Raw genomic sequence first — 24203 nt, forward strand, 5'->3', positions numbered from 1 at the left:
GACAGCTAAACCTAGAATCGACCTCCGGCGATGGCCTAGGCTGTCCGGTTTTGCTTGAAATTGGGGGCCGCACCCCTGATATTGCACCCAATCCGGTCCGCCTGTTTGCGAGATCGGGCAGAGGAGTTTTGGATCACATGGCTAATTGGAACGACGACCAGGCAACCCGCCAGGGTTTCGGCATGGCGCCGCGCCAGGCGGGCGATCTTGCGGGCCGCACCACGTATGATGCGGGCCTGCGCAAGCATATGCTCTCGATTTACAACTACATGACTTCCGGCGTGCTGCTGACCGGCATCGTTTCGATGCTGTTTGCCGGCTCGGGCATGGCCGCACAGGTGATGACCGGAGGTCTGCTCACCTGGCTCATCATCCTCTCGCCGCTCGCCATTGTCATGGCGATGAGCTTTGGCGCGAACAAGTTCAGCACCGGCACGCTGCAGATGATGTTCTGGGGCTTTGCCACGCTGATGGGCCTGTCGATGTCGACGATTTTCCTCGTCTACACGGCGTCCTCGATCGCGGTGACCTTCTTCGCCACGGCAGCGGCTTTCGCGGGCCTCAGCCTGTTTGGCTACACCACCCAGAAGGATCTGTCGGGCTTCGGCAGCTTCCTCATCATGGGTGTGGTCGGCCTGATCGTGGCGAGCCTGCTCAATCTGTGGCTGCAATCGCCGGGCCTGATGTGGGCGGTGAGCTTCCTGGGTGTGCTGATCTTCGCAGGGCTGACCGCCTATGACACGCAGCGCCTGAAGAACGAGTATTTCGTTCTGCGCGGCACGGCATATGCCGGCAAGGCGGTGATCCTTGGCGCGCTGAGCCTGTATCTGGATTTCATCAATATGTTCCAGTTCCTGCTCAGCTTCCTGGGCAACCGGGAATAAGCCTTCGGCCTGTCGCGCCGGCGATTCGCTTCATCGTGCCCGGAGTGCGCCCATGCACTCCGGGCATTTTCTTATGCCGCGCGGCGCGCTAGGCTGAAGGGGTGACGCAATGCGGGCAAATTAGCCCGGCGCAGGGGCACATACGCCCAATGCATGAGAGAGGGACACGCAGGTGACGATCACCATTCGCTGGAAAAATGTGATGCTGGCAGCCGTGCTGGCGGCTTTGGCCGGATGTGCCACGCCGGCACCTCCTCCGCCTCCTCCCCCTCCTCCGCCACCGCCACCACCGCCCGTGGCCGAGGTGGAACCCGTACCCTATCGCCCGGTGCCGCCGGGCGGCGCACCCTATGTGCTCGATCTGCCGCAAAAGGATGCGAATGGCCGATGGATCACGGTGAACAGCGATCTGGACGACCAGCAGGCGGTGTGGAATTTCCGCGCCGCCTGGAATGTGGCCGCGCTCAATTGCGTGACGTCCGAAGATAATCAGATCATCGAGGCGTATGGCGGGTTCCTGCGGCATTTCCAGCGCCAGCTTGCCAGCCTCAATACCGCGCTCGATCAGCGCTACCGCCGCGCGGAAGGGTCGACCCGCGCTGCAACCCGCGCGCGCGAGGAGGATCTGACACAGACCTACAATTATTTCGCGCAGCCAGCCGTGCGTCCTGATTTTTGCGCCGTGGCGCGCGTGGTTTCCGCGCAATGGCTGGAATTGCAGCCGAGCGATCTTACAAGTTTTGCCGTGGGCAATCTGGCGCTGTTCGAAAACGCGTTTGCGCGGTTCTACACGGCGTATGAAGAATACCAGATCGCGTCTGCCGCTTGGGATGCGCAATACGGCCTGCAATACGGGGCATCGCAGCCGGGATATGTGGCGGTTCACGGGGAAGGCGGAATGCCGGCCAGCACGCTTGCCGTAGAGACGGTGGTGGATCCACTTACCGGCCTGCCGGTTCCGGTTATTCCTGCGAGCGAGAGTTTGGTTTCCACGCCCATCATTCAGCCATTGCCAGCAGCGGCGCCTTCCGGCGGCGGCAGCGATCGTTGAGGTGCTGCGGCCGGAAGGCCGGGGGCGTTATTTTTCGCTTTCAAGCGGCGGGGCCATTCGCTAAAGGCCGCGCTTCCCGCGCTGGTTGCAATGCGTTTCGGCCGCCGCGGTGATGACTGGAACGGGGCCGTAGCTCAGATGGGAGAGCGCGTCGTTCGCAATGACGAGGTCAGGGGTTCGATCCCCCTCGGCTCCACCAGTTTCCCCTTGTTTGGCCCCCGCTCGGCCTCCCCAGCGTCAGAGGCTGAATCACAATGCATTTTCTCGATCAGGCAAAGATATTCGTGAAATCGGGCGGTGGCGGGCCGGGCGCGGTCAGTTTTCGGCGCGAGAAGTTCATCGAATATGGCGGCCCGGACGGCGGCAATGGCGGCAAGGGCGGCGATATCGTGTTCGTGGCGGTGCCCGGTCTCAATACGCTGATCGACTTTCGCTATACCCAACATTTCAAGGCGCAGCGCGGGGGGCACGGCATGGGCCGCAACCGCACCGGGGCGGGGGCTGATGATCTGGTGATCGAAGTGCCCGTGGGCACACAGATCCTGTCCGAAGACAAGGAAGAGGTGCTGGCCGACTTTACCGAGGCGGGGCAGCGCGTCGTGCTGCTCGAAGGCGGCATGGGCGGGCGCGGCAATGCCAGCTACAAGTCCGCGACCAACCGCGCGCCGCGCCAGCATCAGCCGGGTATTCCGGGCGAGGAAATGTGGGTCTGGCTGCGGCTCAAGCTGCTGGCCGATGCGGGTCTGGTGGGCCTGCCCAATGCGGGCAAATCCACCTTCATCAACGCGGTGTCCAATGCCGGGGCCAAGGTGGGCGATTACGCCTTCACCACGCTCGTGCCCAAGCTGGGCGTGGTGCGCCACAAGGGCCGCGAATTCGTGATCGCCGATATTCCCGGCCTGATCGAAGGCGCGGCGGAAGGCGCGGGGATTGGCGACCGGTTTCTGGGCCATATCGAACGCTGCCGCGTGCTGATCCATCTCGTCGACATTTCGGGCGATGACCCGGTGGAGGCGATGAACATCGTCGAGGGCGAACTGGCGGCCTATGGCGCCAAGGAGATGGGCGGGCTGGAAGGCAAGCCGCGCATCGTGGCGCTGAACAAGGTCGATCTGGCCGATGCCGATCTGGCTGCTGCCTATTCTGCCGAACTGGTGAAGGCCGGGGCGGAGCGGGTGTTCCCCATTTCCGGCGCGACAGGCGCGGGGATCGAGGCGCTGCTGGATGCGGTGCTCGAATACCTGCCCGCGCGAACCGCGACGGAAAATCCCGGCCATGTCGTTCCCGAGGGGCACGAGCATGATGCCGAGGACGAAAAACCCTGGGATCCGCTCGGCTGATCGCGGCGCCGACCGGGGGCTGACCGGCCGCTATTGCAACGCGCGCATTGGCGCGGGCCGCGCCATTCGCTAAGCGGCTTGGCCATGACGATCGAAACACTCGCCGATCTTGCCGATCCTGTCCGCACGCCGCGGCTTGTGGTCAAAGTGGGCTCCGCCCTGCTGGTGGGCAAGGATGGCCTGCCGCGCCGCGAATGGCTGGCGGGGCTTGCCGGGGAAATCGCGGCCGCACGCGCGCGCGGGCAACAGGTGATCGTGGTGAGTTCCGGGGCGATTGCGCTGGGCGCGGCGAAGCTGGGCCTTGCCAAGGGAGGGCGCGGCAGTCTGGCCGATGCGCAGGCCGCCGCTGCCGTGGGGCAGATCGCATTGGCGGGTCTGTGGGCGGAACTGCTGGGAGCAGAGGGGCTGACTGCGGCGCAATTGCTGGTGACGCTGGAGGATCTGGACGACCGGCGGCGTTATCTCAACGCTTCCGCGACAATCTCCAAGCTTCTCGAATCGGGCGCGGTGCCGGTGATTAACGAGAACGATTCGGTTGCCACGCAGGAAATCCGCTTTGGAGATAATGACCGGCTCGCCGCCCGTGCCGCACAGGCCGCACAGGCGAGTGCGGTGGCGTTGCTCTCCGATGTCGACGGGCTGTATGACCGCGACCCGCGCCAGCCCGGCGCCACCCTTTTGCCGCGCGTGCAGGGCGTGACCAGGGCCATTCACGACATGGCGAGCACCGAATCCACATCCGGCATGGGGTCGGGCGGGATGACATCCAAATTGCAGGCGGCTGAAATGGCAGGGCGTGCAGGAATCGTTCTGGCCATCATCAACGGCACGCATGACCGGCCCATTGCCCGCGCGATTACTCAGGATATCGGCACACTGTTCCTGCCCCGGCGGCGCGACAAGTCGCTGAAGAGCTGGCTGGGTGGGCGGCAAAGGCTGGCGGGCGCACTGCTGGTGGATGCCGGCTGCGCCGAGGCGCTGGCACGCGGCGGCAGCCTGCTTGCCACCGGCATCACCGCGACCGAGGGCACGTTCAAGCGCGGCGATCCGGTCGCGGTGAAAGGCGCGGATGGCCGCGTTCTGGCGCATGGCCTGGTCGAATATGACGCGGGCGAAGTGGCCGCAATACAGGGCCACCGCACCGAGGAACTGGAGGCGCTGCTCGGCTATGCGCCGCGTTCGGCGGTGATCCACCGCGACCAGATGGTGCTGCTGTGAGCGCGGCCCCGCCGATCGCGCTGACCGGCGGCACGGGCTTTGTGGGACAGGCGGTGCTGGACGAAGCTGCCCGGCGCGGCCTGCGCGTCAGAGCGCTCGCCCGGCGCGCCATGCCGCCGCGCGAAGGCGTGGAATGGATACGCGGCGATCTGCATGATGACGCGGCGCTGGCCGATCTGGTCGCAGGCGCGGGCGGCGTGCTGCATATTGCCGGCGTGGTGAACGCGCCCGACAAGGCCGGCTTTCACGCAGGCAATGTCGTGGGAACGGCCAATATGCTGCGCGCGGCCAAGGGCCTGGATGCCGCGCGCTTCGTGGCGGTATCCTCGCTTTCCGCGCGCGCGCCGCATCTGTCCGATTACGGCGCGTCCAAGCGCGCGGCGGAAGAGCTGGTGGAAGCAAGCGGGCTGGACTGGACGCTGATCCGCCCGCCCGCGATCTATGGCCCGCGCGATACCGAAATGTTCGAACTTTTCCGCGCCGCCCGGCTGGGCGTGGTGCCGATGCCGCCTGCGGGGCGCGCCTCGGTCATCCATGCCGATGATCTGGCGCGGCTGCTGCTTGATGCGCTGGGTGCAGAGGCGGAATGGCAAGGCGCCGTGTTCGAGCCCGACGATGGGCGGCCTGGCGGCTGGCCGCATGGCGAACTGGCGCGGGCGATCGGTGAGGCTGTGGGCCGCCGTGTATGGGCGCCGGCCATGCCTGCCGCACTGGTGAAGGCCGCGGCGCGGATCGACCGCCTGCTGCGCGGGGACAAGGCGCGGCTGACGCCTGATCGGGCGCGCTACATGATCCATCCCGACTGGGTGGCCGACCCGGCCCGGTCGGTGCCCGCTTTCTTGTGGCAACCGCGTATCGCCACGCCGGAAGGGTTGGCGCAGACCGCGCGCTGGTATGCGCAGCAGGGGTGGTTTGGCCGGGGTGGCTCCGGCACCTGACAGCGTTTGTCACATCGGCGGGAGCTTGAAAGGCGCGCGGACTTGTGCAAATTCGGCAAAGGGAAGCGCCGCCGGGTTTGGGCCTGCCAGCGCAAATTCGGGGGAATTTTCATGAGCAAGAAGACCAGCCGTGTGTCGCGGCGTTCGTTTGTGGGCCTCGTCACCGGCGCGGCAGCCAGCGCGTTCATCGCGGCGCCCGCCAAGGCGCAGCAGACCGGCCGCACCGACAGCGATCCCAATGACACATCGGGCTATGGCCGCACGGGCGTGTCGGACAGCGATTCGGGCGACCGCGCAGGCTATGGCCGCACCGGTGTGACCGATGCCGATAGCAGCGACCGGGCCAGCTATGGGCGGGGCGGCAACCGCAGCGGCGGGGGTGGGTCTGGCCTTTCGGATTCGGACAGCGGCACCAATGCGGATCGCGCAGGCAATGGGCGGGGTTCCAATACCGGCCGCACCGACAGCGATCCCAATGACGGCGTGGGCCGTGGCCGCACGGGCCTGACCGACGCGGACGATGCCGACCGCGCAGGCTATGGCCGGGGACGCGGCACCGGCCGTTAACGCGGCGGTTCGGCCATTCTCCCGGCACGCGTGATGCAGGAAAGCGCAACTGATGGTAATCCGGGGTTGCTGGCGCGGTTGATCGCGCCGCTTGCGCCGGAGGAGTTCTTCGCCCGCCATTACGAGAAGAGCTGGTATTGCACGCCTGCGCCGGTGGGCGAATTTGCCGATCTGCTCACCATTGACCGGATCGACGAGATTCTGTCGGACAGCGAACTGCCCCCCGGTGCGATCAGCATGGCGCAAGCCGGCCGCAGTCTTCCGGCCGAGGATTATCTCCATGCAGGCGGCGCGGTCGATCGCGGCGCGGTGATCGACAATTTCCGCAATGGCGCCACGATTGTGCTGCCGCAGCTCCATTTTGCCGATGGCAAGCTTTATGCCTTTTGTCTGGGGCTGGAGCGTGATTTCGGCGCGCGCATCCAGACCAATATCTATCTCACGCCCACCAACGCATCGGGCTTTGGCATCCATTACGACGATCACGATGTGCTGGTGCTGCAAATGGCGGGCGCCAAGAAGTGGGAAATCTACGGCCAGCGTGAAGGTCTGCCTTTCCGGGGCGAGAAGTTTTCGAGCGAGCGTGACGACCCCGGCCCCTTGCAGGCCGAGTTTGTGTTGCAGCCGGGGCAATGCCTCTATGTGCCGCGCGGGCTGTGCCACCGCGCCGCGAACGAAGGCGATGGGCCGAGCCTGCATATCACCATCGGCATACTGGTGCAGACCTGGGCGGAGTTTGTGCTCGAAGCCGTGGCGGAGGCCAGCCTGCGCATCCCGCAGATGCGCGAATCCTTGCCGCGCACGCTGTTTCTTGACGAAAGCGCGCACGCGGCGAATGCGGCGATCTTTCACCGGCTGATGGATCAGGTGCGCGCGTCGGTGCGATTTGACGCGACGCGCGCGGCCATGGGCAGCAATTTCGTGTTGGGACAAGGCCCGCGGGTGCGCGGGGCGCTCACCACGCTGGCGGGCGGACTGGCGGAAGAGGATGTGCTGCGCGTGCGGCCCGATACGCTGTTTGCGATCGATCCTGCGGGAGAGGAGCCGCAATTGCGCATCGCGGAAACCGCCGTGGCGCTTGCCGCCGATCTGGCGCCGCAATTGCAGGCGCTGCTGGCCAAGGGCCGCTTTGCAATGGCCGATTTCGCGGTGGAGGACCGCGCTGACCTGCGCGACACGGTGGAAACGCTGGTCGCCTATGGCCTGCTCGAACGCGGCTGATCTTTTTGCCTGATGATGGACAAAAAAGTGGCCCGATCGTTGCCGACCGGGCCTGAAAAGTTTTTGGGAGAGGATGCCTGAAAGGCCATTTCCCTATGCCGGCCGGGCCTGATTCGGACAAACGCGATTACTGCATCACCTGTTGCATTTGACGCAACATAGCCGCGAAACAGTCGCAACCCGCTTACAGAAACGGCTCGTAACCGGGGGGCAATTCGCCTTCACTGGTCTTGCCATCGCCTGTGGGCGAGTGGATTCCGCATTCGGTCTTGTCCCAGCCGCGCCAGCGTCCGGCGCGCGGATCTTCGCCCGGTTTCACCACGCTGGTGCAGGGCGCGCAGCCGACCGAGAGATAGCCTTGCGCCTCCAGCGGATGGCGCGGCAGGTCGTGCGCGGTGAAATAGGCTTCCAGATCGTCCTTGGTCCAGTCGCCCAGCGGATTGATCTTCAGCCGCCCGTCCTCGATCTCGAAGCGAGGCAGGTTCTGCCGCGTGACGGACTGGAACGCCTTGCGCCCGGAAATCCACGCATCCAGCCCCTGCTTGGCGCGGGCGAGGGGCTCGACCTTGCGGATCTCGCAACACCCGTCCGGGTCCCAGCTCCAGCGCAGGCCGTTCTCGTCTTTGGCCGCGATGATTTCGGGCAGCGGTTGCACCACGCTGGAATTGGCGAGCCCCAGCAGGCTCGTCAGCGTCTCCCGATAGGCGAGCGTTTCGGGAAACATCTTCAGCGTATCGACAAAGATGACCGGCACGGAAGGGTCGGCCGTGGCGACAAGATGCAGCAACACGGCGCTTTCGGTGCCGAAGCTGGAGACAACCGCGACCCGGCCCAGCTCGCCAGAGGCAAACAGTTCGGCCAGCATCGCGCCTGCATCCACCCCGGCGAAACGCGCATTGAGGCGATCGGCGTCAGCCTGCGTGAAGGCGGGGCCGGTGTCGATCATGTCGCGGGTGCGGGTGGTGGCCGCGTCAGCCATGCCGCAGCTTCCAGATGGGCACCCGGCCATCGGTGGTCGGCTGATACACTTCGGGCCAGGTGGAAAAGGCAGCGGCCACATCGGCTTCGTCCAGCGGCACGGCGGGGGCAAAGCTGTCGAACCCGCAGCGCCGCATGAAGGCGATCTGATCGACCAGCACATCCCCCACCGCGCGCAGTTCGCCGGTATAGCCCGCCTCGCGCAGGATGCGGGCCGAGGAATAGCCGCGCCCGTCTCCAAACACGGGGAAGTTCACTTCCACCAGCGCCAGCCGCTCCAGATGCGGCAGCAGCGCGCGCGCATCGTCGCCCGGCTCGATCCGCACGGCGGCGGCGTTCGACTGGTCGAGGAAAGCGTCCACGGTCACCGCGGCGTGATCCACCTGCGCGTCGTCGCGGAAACGGAATTGCACAACGTCTGATCCGGTGCCGATTGCATCAGCCATAAAGCGCCTCCTTGAACGGTTCCATGCCGATGCGGCGATAGGTATCAAGGAAGCGTTCCCCGTCCTGCCGGTTGGCGAGATAGACATCGGTGGCCTTTTCGACCGCGTCCACAATGCCCGCCTCGTCAAAGCCGGGGCCGGTGATCTTGCCGAGCGACGTGTCCTCCGCTTCCGATCCGCCCAGCAGCAGCTGGTAGTTTTCCGTGCCTTTCTTGTCGACGCCAAGGATGCCGATATGGCCCGCATGGTGATGCCCGCAGGCATTGATGCAGCCCGAAATCTTCAGCTTCAGCTCGCCGATCACATCCGCCTTGCCATTGGCGGCAAAGCGCTGCGAAATCTTCTGCGCCACCGGAATGGAGCGGGCATTGGCGAGGCTGCAATAATCAAGGCCGGGGCAGGCGATGATGTCGTCGATCCGGTCAAGGTTCGGCGTGCCAAGGCCAGCGGCCTCCAGCTCTGTCCACAGCGCGTGCAGCTGGCCGATCTCGACGTGCGGCAGGACGATGTTCTGCGCGTGGGTCACGCGGCATTCGTCGAAGGAATACTCCTTCGCCAGCCGCGCCATCAGGCGGATCTGGTCGGCGCTGGCATCGCCCGGAATGCCGCCCACCGGCTTCAGGCTGATCGTGGCGGAGACATAACCCGGCGCCTTGTGGGGGTGCGTGTTGCGGTCCACCCACAGCGCAAAATCGGGATCGCTGCGGTCGATTTCGGTCGGCAAGCCGGTCTTGAAAGCCGGATCGGCAAAATGGGCCTTGATCCGCTCCAGCTCGGCCAGCGGCGGTTCGATGCCCTGTGCCAGCAGATGGGCGAATTCCTCCTCAACCTGCTGCGTGTATTCGTCCTTGCCCAGTTCGTGGACGAGGATCTTGATGCGCGCCTTGTACTTGTTGTCGCGCCGGCCATAGCGGTTGTAGACGCGCAGGCACGCCTCGGCATAGGTGATGAACTGATCGAGAGGCACGAAATCGCGGATGCAGGGGGCCACCATGGGCGTGCGACCCATGCCGCCGCCGACATAGAATGCCGCGCCGATTTCGCCCGCATCGTTGCGCACGATTTCGACGCCAATATCGTGCAGCCGCATCGCCGCCCGGTCGCGCTTGGACGCGATCACCGCGATCTTGAACTTGCGCGGCAGGAAGCTGAATTCCGGGTGGAAGCTCGACCATTGGCGCAGCAATTCGGCATAGGGGCGTGGATCCACCAGCTCATCCGCCGCGGCCCCTGCGAAATGATCGGAGCTGATATTGCGGATGCAATTGCCGCTGGTCTGGATTGCGTGCATTTCCACGCTGGCAAGGTCGGCCAGAATATCGCCCGCATCTTCCAGCTTGATCCAGTTATACTGGATGTTCTGCCGCGTGGTGAAGTGGCCATAGCCGCGGTCATACTTGTCCGCGATATCGCCCAGCATATGCATCTGCGCGGAACTGAGCGTGCCATAGGGCACCGCAACGCGCAGCATATAGGCGTGGAGTTGCAGATAGAGGCCGTTCATCAGCCGCAGCGGCTTGAACTGGTCTTCGGTCAGCTTGCCTTCGAGGCGGCGGCGCGCCTGATCGCGGAACTCGGCCACGCGGGCATCGACCATCGCCTGGTCATATTGGTCGTATCTATACATCTCAGATCACCCAGTTGAGCGCGGCCGGATCGGCGGGCTTAAGCGTCAGATCGGGCCGCACGGTGGGGCCAAGCGCACGGACGCGGTCCTTGATATGCGCGGGGCGAACAGTGCCGTCGGCCTGTCTTTCGGCATCGATGGCGTAAGCGGCGTTGACGCGGCGGGCGGCGCTTTCGCGGCCCAGAATCTCGTCGGCATTGTCGCCCACGTCCACCGCGTCATCGACATGAAGCGACCAGTTCTGCCCGTCCCACCATGTGACAGCGCCGGTTTTCAGATCGTTTCCGGTCAGGATTTTCACTTCGCTTCTGCTCCCTCGGCAATTCGGGTTTGCGCCGTGCTGATGGCGGCGGTGACATCACCGATAACGATCAGCGCGGGGCTTTTGACTTTTTCGCGCGCCACCAGATCGGGCAGCGCCGCCAGCGGGCCGCGCAGCACGCGCATTTCGGGGCGGGCGGCATTCTCGATCACCGCCACGGGCATATCGGGAGCAAGGCCATCAGCCATCAGCTTTTCCGAAATCTGCGCGGCGGTGGATACGCCCATATAGATCACCAGCGTGCGGCCCACGCCGGCCAGACCTGCCCAGTTCTGATCCGACAGGCCCTTGCACTGGCCGGCCACGAAGCTGACGATGCTGGCGTGATCGCGATGCGTCAGCGGGATTTGCGCGGCAGCGGCGGCCCCGTTGGCGGCAGAGATACCCGGCACCACTTCCACCCGAACGCCTGCGGCACGGGCGGCTTCCATTTCCTCACCGCCGCGGCCGAAGATGAAGGGATCGCCGCCTTTCAGCCGCACCACATCCTGCCCTTTCAGCGCTTCGGCTACCAAGAGGGCGCAGATATCTTCCTGCGCCATGGTGTGGCGGGCACGGGATTTTGCCACGCAGACCAGCTTTGCATCGGGCCGCGCCATTGCCAGAATCTGCGGATCGACCAGCCCGTCATGCACGATCAGCCGGGCGCGCGCGATCAGCCGCGCGGCGCGCAGCGTCAACAGGTCGGGCGAGCCGGGACCGGCCCCCACCAGATAGATCGTTCCGGATGTCATGGGCGGGAAATGCCGCCCCCACTCCGCCAATGCCAGCGAGAATGCTTTGGGCAGGGGGTAGGTCAGCTTTAGTGGCGGCTATTCGGCCCTTTGCTCGCCTGCCTTGGCTATCCCGCCCATCGCGCCAAGCAGCGCCTGAAAGGCCTCCCCGTCGCGCAAATGCAGGTCGCGCTGGGGGAAGGGGATTTCGACCCCATGTTCGCGGAACAGGTGCCATACGCGCTTCAGCACGTCGGAGCGGATATTGCTCATCCCCTCCTCCGGATCGCTGATCCAGAAACGCAGTTCGAAATCGATCGAACTGTCGCCAAACCCCATCAGCAATACGCGCGGTTTCGGTTCGTCCAGCACGCGCGGCACTTCGTCGGTGGCTTGCAGCAGCAGCTTTTCGACGAGGTCAATATCGCTGCCATAGGATACGCCCACCGGGGCCTTCACCCGCACATCGCGGCTGGAATAGGACCAGTTTTCGACCTGATTGATCATCAGGTTTTCATTGGGAATCAGATATTCCTTGCGATCGCGCGTGATCATGGAAATCGCGCGGATGCCGATCTTGCGGATCTGGCCATACGCCTCGTTGCCGCTGGTGTCCGTTACGGCGATCACGTCCCCCGGCTTGATCGACTTGTCCATAAGCAGGATGATCCCGGCGATCATGTTGCCGAAGGTCTTTTGCATCCCAAAGCCGATGGCAAGGCCGAATGCGCCCGAAAATACCGCCAGCGCGGTCAGGTCGATGCCCAGCATATCGATCCCGATCAGGATTGCCAGCGCCCAGACGAAGATGGAGACAAGCTTTTCCGCGAGCAATTGCTGCGAGGGGTCAAGACTGGTCACGCGACTGAAGCCGCGCTTGGCCAGCTTTGCGCCCAGCCGCGCGAACACCAGCACGGCCAGCAATACGGCGATGACCACCAGCACGCTCCAGACCGAAAAGCGCGTGTCGTTGAGCGTGAAACCCCAGCTGTCGAGCAGGGTGATTATGTCGCCGATCGTGTTGCTGCGGCTGCTCACCGCGTCGCGCAGCGCCTCTGCGCCGTCGAGCAGTTCGGGTGAAGGAGCCGCCGTGGGGGAGGGTGCGGGAGGTGGGCTGGCGGTCATTCGGAATCCATCGCGGCAAAGGCAGCTTCCAGATCGGCAATCAGGTCGCCCGCGTCTTCCAGCCCTATCGAGAGGCGAACGCCCAGCCTGTCCTCCGGGTTCCAGCCATTGGGCGGCCAGCGTGTCTCGCTGCGGGCACGCTGCGGATCAAAGGGGATGACAAGGCTTTCAAACCCGCCCCAGGAATAGCCGATGCCGAACAGCTTCAGCGCATCGATCAGCGCTGCGCGGTGGGCCGGGGTGCGGCCTTTCAGCACGAAGCTGAACAGGCCGCAGCCGCCGGTGAAATCGCGTGCCCACAGATCATGCCCCGGCGCGCCTTCGAGCAGGGGGCACAGCACCTGGGCGACTTCGGGCCGGGTGCGTAGCCATCCGGCCACCGCCCGCGCGCTCGCCGCCCCACGCTCCAGCCTGAGGCCCATCGTGCGCAGGCCCCGCAGCGCCAGCGCGGCATCGTCGGGCGAGACGACAAGGCCGAGCGCCTGCGCCTTGGCGCGCAGCTTGGCGTAAAGCTCTGCTCCTGCGGTGGCGCTGCCCATCATCAGGTCGGAATGGCCGCCGATATGCTTGGTCAGGCTCATGATCGTAATATCCACCCCGCGTTCCAGCGCCGGGAAGCCCAGCGGCGTGGCCCAGGTGTTGTCGATCAGGCTCACCGCGCCGCGTGTCCGCGCCATGGCGGCAAGCGCGGGGACATCGCACACCTCCATCGTCAGGCTGCCGGGGCTTTCCAGCAGCACGGCGCGGGTGCGCTCGCAAAAGCGGGCGGGAAATCCGGCAAGGTCAAGCGGGTCGAAAAAGCGCGTCTCGATCCCGCAATCGGCCAGCAGGTTGCGCGCCATCGCGCGGCTGGGCTCATAGGCGTTGTCGGACACCAGCAGCACGTCGCCTGCGCGCAAGACCGCCATCACCGACGCCGTGATAGCCGACACGCCGCTGGGATACAGCACGGTGCCCGCCGCGCCCGGCTCCATTTCGGTCAGCGCCTGTGCCAGCGCCCATTGCGTGGGTGCACCGCGGCGGCCGTAATAGAACTCGCCATCGCGGTCGGCCCGCCCGCGCGCCAGATCGGCGCAGTTTTGATACAAATGGGTGCTGCCGCGCCAGACGGGAGGGTTGACGACCGGCCCGGTCCATTCGGGCGCGCGCCCTGCCTGAACCAGCCGCGTGGCGGGCGTGAGGTTATCCGGCTTGCCCGACTTCACCGCGCGGGGCCTGTTTCCACCGGCAAGGCAGGGTCCGCGCCCCATTCGCTCCAGCTGCCGTCATACAGCGCGACATCGTGTTTGCCCGCCAGTTCCAGCGCGAAGGAGAGCACCGCCGCTGTCACCCCGCCGCCGCAAGTGGTGACCACCGGCTGCGCCAGATCGACCCCGGCCGCTGCAAACACGGCACGGATTTCAGCAGGCGATTTGTAGGTGCCATCGGCGTTGAGCACCTCGTCAAACACGACATTGCGCGATCCGGGAATATGGCCGCTGGCGATTTCGGGCCGGAAATCGGGCATTTCCCCGGTAAAGCGCGCCGCGTGGCGGGCATCCACCACCTGTTCGGCACGGGAATCGATATTGGCAAGGATATCCGCCTTGAACCGCACGGGCGCGGGGCCGGTGCCGGGGGTGTGTTCCACCGGGGTGATGGCAGGCGTGCCGCTCTCCAGCGGGCGGCCTTCGCTGCGCCATTTGCCAAGGCCACCGTCGAGAATGGCGACCGGCATCCCGTGCATCCGGCAGATGAACCAGGCGCGCGCGGCGGTCTTGATGTAGCTGTCGTCATACACCACCACCCGCGCGCCCGACGGCACGCCCAGCGCGCCCATGCGCTCGGCAAATTGCTGCGCCGTGGGCAGGGCGGAGGGGACAGGGGATGCCGGATCGAAGAAGCTGGGCAGGTCGAGATAGCGCGCGCCGGGAATGTGCCCTGCCGCAAAATCGGCCGCCGGATCGCGCCCCGCATCGGGCAGATGGGCCGAGGCATCGAGGACGAAGAGATCAGCCGCGCCCAGATTGTCGGCCAGCCATTGGGTAGAGACGAGGTTTTCCATGCCGCCGACGATAGGCCAAGCCGCCCCGCGGGACAATGCACCTGCTTGCCAGATGGGCTGCAAGGCGGCATCAGGCGGCGCATGACGAACGAGACGACGCCCAAGTTCCTCGGCCAGCAGACCGGCCTGCCAGCCTCTCCTGATGAAGCCGTGCTGGATTACGTGCCCAATCCGCGCGCCGGGGCGCTGTATCTGGTGCGCTTTGCCGCGCCCGAATTCACCAGCCTGTGCCCGGTGACGGGCCAGCCCGATTTCGCGCATCTGGTAATCGATTACGCGCCGGGCGAGACGATTGTTGAATCGAAAAGCCTGAAACTGTTCCTCGGCTCGTTCCGCAACCATAACGGCTTTCACGAGGATGTGACCGTGGGCATCGGCCAGCGCCTGTTTGGCGAGATGCAGCCGCGCTGGCTGCGCATCGGCGGTTACTGGTATCCGCGCGGCGGCATCCCGATCGACGTATTCTGGCAATCCGGCCCCGTGCCCGATGGGCTGTGGGTTCCCGATCAAGGCGTTGCGCCCTATCGCGGGCGTGGTTGAGGCGGGCATCCGCCAAGGCTTGCCCGCCGGCTGACCACTGGCTAGACCGCCGCGCAAGGAAGGGGTTTCGTCCATGCATATCGTGATGATCGGGACAGGCTATGTGGGCCTGGTTTCGGGGGCCTGCTTTGCCGATTTCGGCCACCATGTCACCTGCGTGGACAAGGACCGGGCCAAGATCGACGCGCTGCTGGAAGGGCGCATCCCGATTTTCGAGCCGGGGCTGGACGATCTGGTCGCCAGCAATGTGGCCGCCGGGCGGCTGAAGTTCACGCTCGACCTGGCCTCTGTATTGCCGCAGGCGGATGCGGTGTTCATCGCGGTGGGCACGCCCAGCCGCCGCGGCGATGGCCATGCGGACCTGTCCTATGTCTATGCCGCGGCGGAGGAAATGGCCCCGCTCTTGCGCGATGGGGCGGTGGTGGTGGACAAATCCACCGTTCCCGTGGGCACGGGGGACGAGGTGGAGGCGATCATCCGCAAGGCACGGCCCGATCTGTCCTTCTCGGTCGCGTCCAACCCGGAATTCCTGCGCGAAGGCGCGGCAATTGACGATTTCAAGCGGCCCGACCGGGTGGTTATCGGCGTCAATGATGAGCACGCGGAGCGCGTGTTGCAGGCCATTTATCGCCCGCTGACCCGAAACGAAGCGCCCATTCTGGTGATGAGCCGCCGCGCCGCGGAACTGACCAAATATGCCGCCAACGCCTTCCTTGCGACCAAGATCAGCTTCATCAATGAAATCGCCGATCTGTGCGAGAAGGTGGGCGCGGATGTGCGCGATGTGGCGCGCGGCATTGGCAGCGACAGCCGCATCGGTGCGCGGTTTCTGCAACCCGGCCCCGGCTATGGCGGATCCTGCTTTCCCAAGGATACGCTGGCACTGCTCAAGACCGGGCAGGATTACGACGCGCCCCTGCAAATCGTCGATGCGGTCGTGAAAGTGAACGCACAGCGCAAGCAGGCGATGGGGGGGAAGGTGATCGCCGCGCTTGGCGGGCAAACGCAGGGCAGGACGGTGGCTTTGCTGGGCCTGACGTTCAAGGCCGATACCGACGATATGCGCGATTCCCCCGCCATCGACATTGCGCGGTCGCTGCAGGCCGCAGGCATCACGGTGCGCGCCTATGACCCGGAAGGCATGGAAACGTCAAAGGCGGTGATCGACGGGCTGGTCTACTGCAGCGACAGCTATGACGCGCTGACCGGGGCGGATGCGGCGGTGATCGTGACCGAATGGGATGCGTTCCGCGCGCTCGACCTTGCGCGGGCCAAGCGCGTAATGGCCAATCCGCTGCTGGTCGATCTGCGCAATCTCTACAGCCGCAAGGATGTGGAACGCCACGGCTTCACCTATGTCGCGGTGGGCCGCTGATCCGCCGCCAGCGGGTTTAGCAATTTGTTTGCTTGTCCATGGCAAGAATTGGGCATGATCTTTGCCAAACGCTCCCACACGCTTGTCTTTGGGGCCGCCATTGTGGCGATGGTGGCCTTTCTGGCCGACCGCGACGGCGCGATCAGCGCGCTGGCGTCGCAATCGCACGAAGATCCGGGCAAGAGCGCCGAAGCTTCGGCTGAAGTGGCCGAAGCCCCGCCAGTGGTCGAGCAAGCGCCGATGGTGTCGGACGATGCGGCCTTTGCCGACGATGTGGAGATGGACGAGCCGTTTGGCACGGAGGAATTCGATCCCATGCCCGACAATATGGGCGAGGATATCTACAACCCGGATGACGGGGCATTCGGCACAGAGTCTTCGGACGGCTGGTAAAGGCGGTTCCTACATGACGCCGAACGTCCACCCTTCAGTCTGCGCAATCTGTGGGGTCAGGCGGGCGGGCTTCCATAATTCGGGCCGATCGGCACGGGTGCGCAGCCACGCGGCAGTGAGCAGCGCGTCGGTCGAATGGTCGTCGATCGCGCCGCTGCCGGTGACAGGCGGACTTCCCAGATTGGCGAGCGCGGCGTTCAATTCCTCCACGCGGCGCATCTTGCTGCGCCCGGCGCTGCGGCCGGCAGCGATGGCGGCAATGGTCGTGTAGATTTCGACCACCAGCGATGATCCGCCCGCCGCTCCCGGCCCGGAGGGCAGCGGGTCGATCGGCCAGACCGGAAGATGTCCGCGCAGCCGGTGGAGCATCCGCATCCCTGTCAGGCTGGATTTGCCCACTTGCGCCGCGCCCACCAGATTGAAATTGGAATAGGGTTTGCAGCCTTGCACTTCCTGCACCAGTTCGGCCACGCGGAACCGGCCCCGGCCACCGCCAAAGGCATCGCCCTCGCGCCCGCCATGGCGGCGGAAATGGCGGCTGGCCTCCGGGTGATCGACAAGGGTGGTGGCGGCAAGATGCGGATCGCTCGCACAGATATCGTCCACCAATTGCCACAGGGCCGGTGCAGTGCGGGGGCTTTGCTCCCAGCCGGGGAAATAGGCGCCCCGGTCCGCAAAGGGCAAGGCAATGCCCAGATCCAGGCCCACCAGCGTGCCCGGCGGCAGATCGTCGCGCAGCAAGGCCAGCACTTCGGCGCGCGACCAGCCCTTGTCCCGCTTCACCAGCACCGGTGGCCCGCCTGTGTCATCTGCCATCGCCACGGCAATCGCGCGGTGGCGTTCGCCCACCGCGCCCGACCAGTCCACGGCGATGAAACGGGAAAAGCGCGGCGGTGTCAGCATCCGCCCGGCGAAATCTTCCACCCGTCCGCCTCGCGCGCATGGAAAGGGGTGCGCTGCGCCTTGTCCCAGTCGAACCCGGCCGCTTCGGCATCCTTGTAGGCAACCGCGCCGATATTCAGGCAATCCTCACCTGCCCAGCGATCGATGCGGAAATCGTCATAGTCTTGGAAAGTCCAGGCGAGATTGTGCCCATCGGGCAGGCGGAACAACTCTCGCAGGCCTGTGCGTTCAACCTGCCAGATGGCCAGACTTTCCAGCCCGCCAAAGCCCGATTGCGTGATTTGCAGCGCTGCAACCCGCGCGGAGGACGGGGAGAAAACCGGCATTTCACCCACTTCCACCACTTGCCCTCCGCCGCTGCGATCAAACAGGAAGGTGCCGAACGCCTCGAACGCACCCCAGGGCAGCGCCAGGAACCGGCTGCCCTGAAGCATCTGCCCGTCACCCAGATTGAGCAGCCAGCTGGCGTCCTGACACACTTGTCCGCCACCCAACGTGGTGACGGCGATATTGGTCTGGTCGGTGGCGGCGATGGCGGAAAGCGCGGGCGCGATCACCAGCGGATCGGTGCGCGGGCCAAACTCCTCCTCATTATAGGCATATTGCGGCGGCGGGCACGAACCCGGATCGGGCCGGGCCAGCGCCTCGACCAGTGTCTCGCTGTCAGCATCGCTTTCGCCCGCATCGGGCGGCGACGCATCGCCACAGGCGGCAAGAGTCACAATCCCCGCAAGCGTGGTGGCAAGAGGCCAAATCCGCGTCATCCTCGTTCCTTTCGCAGGCGATCCCAGTAATCCAGCCGCTTGCGCACCTCACGTTCAAACCCGCGTTCGACCGGGGCATAGAATGTCTGCGGCGGCAGGTCGTCGGGCCAGTAATTGTCGCCCGAATAACCTTCCGGCGTATCGTGATCGTAGGTGTAGCCTTTGCCGTAGCCCAGCTTTTCCATCATCCCCGTGGGCGCGTTGACGATGTTCATCGGTGGCATCAGGCTGCCCGTATCCCTCGCGGCATTCCACGCCGCTTTCTGCGCCAAATAGGCAGCGTTCGATTTGGGCGCGACCGCGATGTAGAGGCAGGCCTGCACCAGCGCCAACTCGCCTTCGGGGCTGCCCAGAAAGCGATAGGCCTCCATCGCCGCCATGCATTGCGGCAGCGCCTGGGGATCGGCCAGGCCAATATCCTCCACCGCCATGCGGACAAGACGGCGGGCGAGGAACAGCGGGTCTTCGCCTGCCACCAGCATCCGCGCCATGTAATACAGCGCCGCCTGCGGATCGGAGCCGCGCACAGCCTTGTGCAGCGCGGAAATGAGGTTGTAATGCCCTTCGCGGTCCTTGTCGTACACGGCCACGCGGCGTTGCAGGAACTGGCCCAGCGCCGCGGGATCGAGCGGTGCGTCCAGCCGCGCCGAATAAAGCGTTTCGGCCTGCCCCAGCAGGAAGCGCCCGTCCCCGTCCGCACTGGCAACCAAGGCGGCGCGGGCATCGGGGGTGAGCGGCAGCGGCCCTTCCAGCGCCTCGGCACGGGCAAGCAGGCTTTCGAGCGCGCCTTCGTCCAGCCGTTTGAGCACCAGCACCTGCGCGCGGCTGAGAAGCGCGGCGTTGAGTTCGAAGCTGGGATTTTCGGTGGTCGCGCCCACCAGCGTCACCGTGCCGCTTTCGACATAGGGCAGGAAGCCGTCCTGCTGCGCGCGGTTGAAGCGATGGATTTCGTCCACGAACAGCAGCGTCTTCTGGCCCGCGCGGCGCGCGTCCTCTGCTGCGGCGAATACCTTGCGCAGATCGGCCACGCCCGAAAACACCGCGCTGACCGCGGCGTAACGCATCCCCGTGGCGGCGGCGAGCAGGCGGGCGATGCTCGTCTTGCCGGTGCCCGGCGGGCCCCACAGGATCATGCTCGACAATCGCCCTGCGGCCACCATCCGGCCGATCGCGCCCTCAGGCCCGGTCAGATGGTCCTGACCGATCACCTCGCCCAGGCTCTGCGGGCGCAGCCGGTCGGCCAGGGGCGCATCGGCCGCAGGCGAAAGGTCAGCCGCAGCGAAACCGGGATCGGGGGCGAAAAGATCAGCCATCTTGCCCATCAGATAGGCCGGGGCAGGGCGGATTGCCAAGCGCGCAGATTGGGCGCATCCTTGCACCGGCAAGAGGAGAGGAGGGCCGCCCCCGTGTCAACCGAGCGAGAAAGCACGCCGGTGCCCTGGCATCTGTGGGTAGTGGGCACGCTGGCGCTGCTGTTCACGCTGATGGGCGCCTATGACTATGTCATGTCGCAGACCGGCAACCGCGCCTATATGGAAGCGATGGTGAAGCCCATGGGGCTCAATACAGACGTGGCTGTGGCCTATTTCTCCGGTTTCCCCCTCTGGGCCGATGCGGTCTGGGCGATCGGCGTATGGGGCGGGGTCGCAGGTGCGGCGCTCCTGTTGCTGCGGCGCGCGCTTGCTTATCCCATGCTGCTGCTGTCGTTGGCGGGACTGGTGCTGTCCAACGCCTATGCCGTCGCCAATCCCGTGCCGGGCATGACCGACAGCTTTGCGACCTATGCCACGGTTGCCATCGTGTTTGCCCTCATGCTGGGGCTGGCGCTGTATGCCCGATCAATGCGCCGCTTGGGCGTGCTGCGCTGACACCGCAGGCTGCCGCTGCGCAATCAGCCGCAGATAGGTGCGCGCCACCGCGCCGTTGATTGCATCCCATGAAAAATGCCGGCTGCGCGTCTCGCCAGCGGCCCCGTGCGCGCTGCGCAGCGACGGATCGGCGCAATAGGCGGCAACCGCATCGGCAAAGGCAGGGATATCGCCCGGTTCAACCAGCATTCCGGTAATCCCGTGCGCCACAAGGCTGGTGGATCCGGTCGCCCGCGCCGCGACAACAGGAATGCCGCTGGCCATGGCTTCGAGTGTCACATTGCCGAATGTCTCGGTGATCGAAGGGTTGAGCAGCAGATCCATGCTGGCCACCGCGCGGCCCAGATCGGCGCCGCCCTGAAAACCGGTGAACACCGCGTCTGGCACGCTTTGTTCGAAAAAGGCGCGTGCCGGGCCTTCCCCCACCACCAGCACCTTGTGCGCCACGCCGCGCCGCTTCAGTTCCTCCAGTGTGGCGCCAAAGACATCCAGCCCCTTTTCCATCACCAGCCGACCCAGAAAGCCCACCGCCACATCGCCATCGGCAATGCCGTGCGCGCGGCGCCATTCCGGATCGCGGCGCGAGGGATCGAAAATCGCCCGGTCCACCCCGCGCGACCAGATCGAGATGTCATGCCCCATGCGCTGTTCGCGCAGCACCTGCACCATGCTTTCCGACGGCGCGACCAGCGCATCGCAGCGCCGGTAGAAGCGGCGCAGGATCGCTTCCACCGCCGGTTCCAGAAAGCCCAGATTGTAATAGCGCGGATAGGTTTCAAAGCGCGTGTGCACGCTGGTCAGCACGGGCAGGCCGCGTTTCCGCGCCCAGGTCAGCGCGCGGTGTCCTGCCATGTCGGGGCTGGCGATATGCAGGATATTGGGCGCAAACCGTTCCAGATCGGCCTTGCCTTCGGCCGAAAGCCCCAGTGAAAACCTGTATTCTCCGCGCCCCGGAACAGGCAGGTTGGGCAAGCCCACCAGATCGCCGGTGGGCGGAAAGGCTGGATTTGGCACCTTGGGTGAATAGACGCGTACATGAGCGCCCTGGCGCAGCAGGAAATCCACCAGCCTGTTCAGCGCCTGATTGGCTCCGTCACGGACATAATTGTAATTGCCGCTGAACAAGGCCACGCGCAGATCGCTTATCTCCATGGCTGGCCCATAGGACAGGCTTCGCCCGATTGCGAGAGGGGCGATGGCGGAGCCGTGCAAATTCACTGCCGACAGAACGGGCGCGGACGGTCGCGTGGCGGCAAATGCGCCCAGTATCAGGGGGTTGTGGTTGAAGCGGCGCTCTCTATGCTGTCACAATCGGGTTACAGTCGGGAAGGGAACTGCCACAATGCCCATGCCACCACAAGCCGCGGCCCGCTGTCTTGCCATGCTGGCTATTGGCAGCGTCGCCAGCGCTGCCAATGGCCCGGTCGCCGCGCAAACGCTGCGCCCTGCGCTGGATTATGCCAATGCCGCGACGATCCGTGACACCTGCCTTGCCTTTGCGGCAGAGCGCGGCCTCGCCGTGGCGGTCGCGGTATATGACGCGGCGGGTCGGCTGATCGCCTATGCCCATATGGACGGCGCCCCCACGGCGGTAGGCGAATATGCCCAGTGGAAGGGGCGTTCGGCGGCTACCATCCACGTTGCGTCAAAGGAAACTGCCAATTGGGGGCCGGGCGCGCCGCCGCCGGGGCTGGCAACCTGGGAAGGGGGCGTGCCCTTCTTCACCACCGATGGCGCCCCGCTGGGCGGGGTGGGCGTATCGGGCGCGTCAAGCGCACAGGACAGCGCCTGCGGCGAAACGGGTATCGCCGCCGCAGGATTGCTGTCGCAAAGGCCGTAAGGCCGCGCTTTGGCAGCTTACGCCGCTTCAACCTTGCGCTTGTGGCGCTTGCGCTCGTGCGGGTCGAGATGCACCTTGCGCAGGCGAATGCTCTGCGGGGTCACTTCGACCATCTCGTCCTCGTCGATATAGGCAATCGCCTGTTCCAGCGTCATGATCCGCGGCGGAGTCAGGCGGATGGCGTCGTCCTTGCCGCTGGAGCGGAAGTTGGTCAGCTGCTTGGACTTGAGCGGATTGACTTCCAGATCGTCGGGCTTGGCGTTTTCGCCAATGATCATGCCTTCATACAACTTGGTGCCGGCGGTGATGAACAGCTCGCCGCGCTCTTCCAGCGAATTGAGAGCATAGGCTACCGCATCGCCCGCTTCCATCGAGATGAGCACGCCGTTCTGGCGGCCTTCGATCCGGCCCTTGTAGGGGCCATATTTTTCGAACAGGCGGTTCATGATGCCCGTGCCGCGCGTATCCGACAGGAATTCCCCGTGATAGCCGATCAGGCCGCGGCTGGGGGCGGAGAAGGTGATGCGGGTCTTGCCGCCGCCGCTGGGGCGCATATCGGTAAGCTCTGCCTTGCGCAGCGCCATCTTCTCCACGACCGTACCCGAATATTCATCGTCCACGTCGATCACGACCGTTTCATACGGTTCGGTGCGGTTGCCGTTTTCATCGGTGCCGAAAATCACACGCGGGCGCGAAATGCCCAGTTCGAACCCTTCGCGGCGCATGGTCTCGATCAGCACGCCCAGCTGCAATTCGCCGCGCCCGGCCACTTCGAAGCTGTCCTTGTCCTCGCTCTCGGTCACGCGGATGGCGACATTGGATTCCGCCTCGCGCTCCAGCCGGTCGCGGATCATGCGGCTGGTTACCTTGGTGCCTTCGCGCCCGGCCAGCGGGCTGTCGTTCACGGCAAAGCGCATGGACAGCGTGGGCGGATCGATCGGCTGCGCCTGAATCGGTTCAGTCACGCTGGGATTGGCAATGGTGTTGGCAACTGTCGCCACGGCAAGGCCGGCAATCGAAATGATATCGCCTGCCTTGGCTTCGTCCACCGGCACGCGCTCCAGCCCGCGGAAGGCGAGCAGCTTGGACGCGCGGCCCGTTTCCACCACCTTGCCCGACGAATCGAGCGCGTGGATCGGATCGTTCACCTTGATCGAACCGGAGGCGACCTTGCCGGTGAGGATGCGGCCGAGGAAATTGTCACGATCCAGCAGCGTCACAAGGAACTTGAACGGCCCGTCCTCGTCCGCGGATGGCGGAGGGACATGGTCGACGATCTTCTGGAACAGCGGGGTCAGCGTGCCTTCGCGCAAGCTCGGGTCTTCATTGGCATAGCCGTTGCGGCCCGAAGCGTAGAGCACGGGGAAATCGAGCTGCTCGTCATTCGCCTCAAGGCTCACGAACAGGTCGAACACCTCGTCAAGCACTTCCTGAATCCGTTCGTCCGGGCGGTCGATCTTGTTGACCACCACAATGGGGCGAAGGCCGAGCGACAGCGCCTTGCCGGTGACGAACTTGGTCTGCGGCATCGCGCCTTCGGAACTGTCGACCAGCAGGATCACGCCGTCGACCATCGACAGAATACGCTCCACCTCGCCGCCGAAATCGGCGTGGCCGGGCGTATCGACGATGTTGATGCGCGTGCCTTCCCATTCCACGCTGGTGCACTTGGCAAGGATGGTGATCCCGCGTTCCTTTTCCAGATCGTTGGAATCCATCGCCCGCTCCTCGATCCGCTGGTTGTCGCGGAAGGTGCCGGATTGGCGGAACAACTGGTCGACCAGAGTGGTTTTGCCATGGTCAACATGGGCGATGATCGCCACATTGCGAAGGGGCGCGGACATAGAAGAGCCTTTGGATAGTTTGGCCGCGGGCGAACATATGTGCTGCACCTGCGAAGTTTCACGCGCGCTTTAGACGACACGGGCCGACAGGGCAAGGCACTGCGCCAATGTGTCCAAAATGCGGCGCAAGCCTTTGCTGCAGCGCAATAATTTGCCGGAATGTGGCCCATTTGCTACAGGCGCGGTTTCAATCGCAACTGTT

Annotated in this window: 25 protein-coding genes and 1 tRNA gene; 13 read left to right on the top strand and 13 right to left on the bottom strand. The window is 65.1% G+C overall.

Features of this window, described 5'->3' with window-relative positions; genetic code table 11:
- Positions 1-137: 137 nt before the first annotated feature.
- The 8 genes from WFP44_RS09735 to WFP44_RS09770 all read left to right on the top strand — a co-directional run bounded on the left by WFP44_RS09735 (position 138) and on the right by WFP44_RS09770 (position 7219).
- Positions 138-884, top strand: coding sequence for a Bax inhibitor-1/YccA family protein (locus tag WFP44_RS09735; protein WP_336926369.1), 747 nt, complete (start codon positions 138-140; stop codon positions 882-884).
- Positions 885-1056: 172 nt separating this feature from the next.
- A complete protein-coding gene (locus WFP44_RS09740) occupies positions 1057-1935 on the top strand; it encodes a hypothetical protein (RefSeq protein ID WP_336926370.1) in 879 nt (292 codons plus the stop codon).
- Positions 1936-2058: 123 nt separating this feature from the next.
- A tRNA-Ala gene (locus WFP44_RS09745) sits at positions 2059-2134 on the top strand.
- A 55-nt stretch (positions 2135-2189) separates the two neighbouring features.
- Positions 2190-3275, top strand: a complete 1086-nt coding sequence (gene obgE / locus WFP44_RS09750; RefSeq protein ID WP_336926371.1) for a GTPase ObgE — start codon at positions 2190-2192, stop codon at positions 3273-3275.
- A gap of 84 nt (positions 3276-3359) precedes the next feature.
- Positions 3360-4493, top strand: a complete 1134-nt coding sequence (proB, locus tag WFP44_RS09755) for a glutamate 5-kinase (protein ID WP_336926372.1) — start codon at positions 3360-3362, stop codon at positions 4491-4493.
- Complete coding sequence (locus WFP44_RS09760; RefSeq protein ID WP_336926373.1) at positions 4490-5431, top strand: NAD-dependent epimerase/dehydratase family protein; 942 nt, start codon at positions 4490-4492, stop codon at positions 5429-5431. Before proB ends, WFP44_RS09760 begins: the two co-directional genes overlap by 4 nt.
- A 111-nt stretch (positions 5432-5542) precedes the next feature.
- Positions 5543-5998 carry a hypothetical protein gene (locus tag WFP44_RS09765; RefSeq protein ID WP_336926374.1) on the top strand — a complete coding sequence of 152 codons (456 nt, stop codon included), beginning with the start codon at positions 5543-5545 and terminating at the stop codon, positions 5996-5998.
- A gap of 33 nt (positions 5999-6031) precedes the next feature.
- Entirely contained in the window at positions 6032-7219 is a 1188-nt protein-coding gene (locus WFP44_RS09770; RefSeq protein WP_336926375.1) for a cupin domain-containing protein, read from the top strand.
- Between the two features lie 184 nt (positions 7220-7403).
- Here WFP44_RS09770 and WFP44_RS09775 read toward each other — a convergent pair whose 3' ends face one another.
- The 8 genes from WFP44_RS09775 to WFP44_RS09810 form a co-directional block, all read right to left on the bottom strand.
- A complete protein-coding gene (locus WFP44_RS09775) occupies positions 7404-8198 on the bottom strand; it encodes a phosphoadenylyl-sulfate reductase (protein WP_336926376.1) in 795 nt (264 codons plus the stop codon).
- Positions 8191-8643 carry a DUF934 domain-containing protein gene (locus tag WFP44_RS09780; RefSeq protein ID WP_336926377.1) on the bottom strand — a complete coding sequence of 151 codons (453 nt, stop codon included), beginning with the start codon at positions 8641-8643 and terminating at the stop codon, positions 8191-8193. Before WFP44_RS09780 ends, WFP44_RS09775 begins: the two co-directional genes overlap by 8 nt.
- Complete coding sequence (locus WFP44_RS09785) at positions 8636-10270, bottom strand: nitrite/sulfite reductase (protein WP_336926378.1); 1635 nt, start codon at positions 10268-10270, stop codon at positions 8636-8638. Before WFP44_RS09785 ends, WFP44_RS09780 begins: the two co-directional genes overlap by 8 nt.
- 1 nt (position 10271) lies before the next feature.
- Positions 10272-10571: a DUF2849 domain-containing protein gene (locus WFP44_RS09790; RefSeq protein ID WP_336926379.1), complete on the bottom strand. Its 300-nt coding sequence runs from the start codon at positions 10569-10571 to the stop codon at positions 10272-10274.
- On the bottom strand, positions 10568-11326 hold the full coding sequence (gene cobA / locus WFP44_RS09795; protein ID WP_336926380.1) for a uroporphyrinogen-III C-methyltransferase: 759 nt from the start codon (positions 11324-11326) through the stop codon (positions 10568-10570). Before cobA ends, WFP44_RS09790 begins: the two co-directional genes overlap by 4 nt.
- Positions 11327-11404: 78 nt before the next feature.
- Complete coding sequence (locus tag WFP44_RS09800) at positions 11405-12430, bottom strand: mechanosensitive ion channel family protein (RefSeq protein ID WP_336926381.1); 1026 nt, start codon at positions 12428-12430, stop codon at positions 11405-11407.
- Positions 12427-13680: a cystathionine beta-lyase gene (gene metC / locus WFP44_RS09805; protein ID WP_336926382.1), complete on the bottom strand. Its 1254-nt coding sequence runs from the start codon at positions 13678-13680 to the stop codon at positions 12427-12429. The genes WFP44_RS09800 and metC overlap by 4 nt, the downstream gene beginning before the upstream one ends.
- Positions 13632-14474 (bottom strand): sulfurtransferase, encoded by an 843-nt coding sequence (locus WFP44_RS09810; protein ID WP_336926383.1) that lies wholly within the window; start codon positions 14472-14474, stop codon positions 13632-13634. The genes metC and WFP44_RS09810 overlap by 49 nt, the downstream gene beginning before the upstream one ends.
- Before the next feature lie 81 nt (positions 14475-14555).
- Between WFP44_RS09810 and queF the strand changes: the two genes are divergently transcribed.
- From queF to WFP44_RS09825, 3 genes are all read left to right on the top strand, one after another.
- The gene (gene queF, locus WFP44_RS09815; RefSeq protein WP_336926384.1) at positions 14556-15014 is read left to right on the top strand and encodes a preQ(1) synthase; all 459 of its coding nucleotides are present in this window, start codon (positions 14556-14558) and stop codon (positions 15012-15014) included.
- A 73-nt stretch (positions 15015-15087) separates the two neighbouring features.
- Positions 15088-16389 carry a UDP-glucose dehydrogenase family protein gene (locus WFP44_RS09820; protein ID WP_336926385.1) on the top strand — a complete coding sequence of 434 codons (1302 nt, stop codon included), beginning with the start codon at positions 15088-15090 and terminating at the stop codon, positions 16387-16389.
- Between the two features lie 54 nt (positions 16390-16443).
- Positions 16444-16782: a hypothetical protein gene (locus WFP44_RS09825; RefSeq protein ID WP_336926386.1), complete on the top strand. Its 339-nt coding sequence runs from the start codon at positions 16444-16446 to the stop codon at positions 16780-16782.
- A 9-nt stretch (positions 16783-16791) separates the two neighbouring features.
- On the opposite strand, the gene WFP44_RS09830 is transcribed toward WFP44_RS09825, so the two are convergent.
- The 3 genes from WFP44_RS09830 to WFP44_RS09840 are packed head-to-tail and all read right to left on the bottom strand — an operon-like array spanning position 16792 to position 19762.
- Complete coding sequence (locus WFP44_RS09830) at positions 16792-17685, bottom strand: hypothetical protein (RefSeq protein WP_336926549.1); 894 nt, start codon at positions 17683-17685, stop codon at positions 16792-16794.
- The gene (locus WFP44_RS09835) at positions 17679-18449 is read right to left on the bottom strand and encodes a hypothetical protein (protein WP_336926387.1); all 771 of its coding nucleotides are present in this window, start codon (positions 18447-18449) and stop codon (positions 17679-17681) included. The genes WFP44_RS09830 and WFP44_RS09835 overlap by 7 nt, the downstream gene beginning before the upstream one ends.
- The gene (locus tag WFP44_RS09840; protein ID WP_336926388.1) at positions 18446-19762 is read right to left on the bottom strand and encodes a replication-associated recombination protein A; all 1317 of its coding nucleotides are present in this window, start codon (positions 19760-19762) and stop codon (positions 18446-18448) included. The genes WFP44_RS09835 and WFP44_RS09840 overlap by 4 nt, the downstream gene beginning before the upstream one ends.
- A gap of 93 nt (positions 19763-19855) precedes the next feature.
- Between WFP44_RS09840 and WFP44_RS09845 the strand changes: the two genes are divergently transcribed.
- Positions 19856-20317, top strand: coding sequence for a hypothetical protein (locus WFP44_RS09845; RefSeq protein ID WP_336926389.1), 462 nt, complete (start codon positions 19856-19858; stop codon positions 20315-20317).
- On the opposite strand, the gene WFP44_RS09850 is transcribed toward WFP44_RS09845, so the two are convergent.
- On the bottom strand, positions 20288-21469 hold the full coding sequence (locus WFP44_RS09850) for a glycosyltransferase family 4 protein (RefSeq protein ID WP_336926390.1): 1182 nt from the start codon (positions 21467-21469) through the stop codon (positions 20288-20290). The two genes, WFP44_RS09845 and WFP44_RS09850, sit on opposite strands and share 30 nt — an antisense overlap.
- 190 nt (positions 21470-21659) lie before the next feature.
- Between WFP44_RS09850 and WFP44_RS09855 the strand changes: the two genes are divergently transcribed.
- Positions 21660-22157 carry a GlcG/HbpS family heme-binding protein gene (locus WFP44_RS09855; RefSeq protein WP_336926391.1) on the top strand — a complete coding sequence of 166 codons (498 nt, stop codon included), beginning with the start codon at positions 21660-21662 and terminating at the stop codon, positions 22155-22157.
- A 17-nt stretch (positions 22158-22174) separates the two neighbouring features.
- Here WFP44_RS09855 and typA read toward each other — a convergent pair whose 3' ends face one another.
- The gene (typA, locus tag WFP44_RS09860; protein WP_336926392.1) at positions 22175-24001 is read right to left on the bottom strand and encodes a translational GTPase TypA; all 1827 of its coding nucleotides are present in this window, start codon (positions 23999-24001) and stop codon (positions 22175-22177) included.
- Positions 24002-24203: the final 202 nt, after the last annotated feature.

The organism is Alteraurantiacibacter palmitatis (assembly GCF_037154115.1).
Taxonomy (GTDB): Bacteria; Pseudomonadota; Alphaproteobacteria; order Sphingomonadales; family Sphingomonadaceae; genus Alteraurantiacibacter; species Alteraurantiacibacter palmitatis.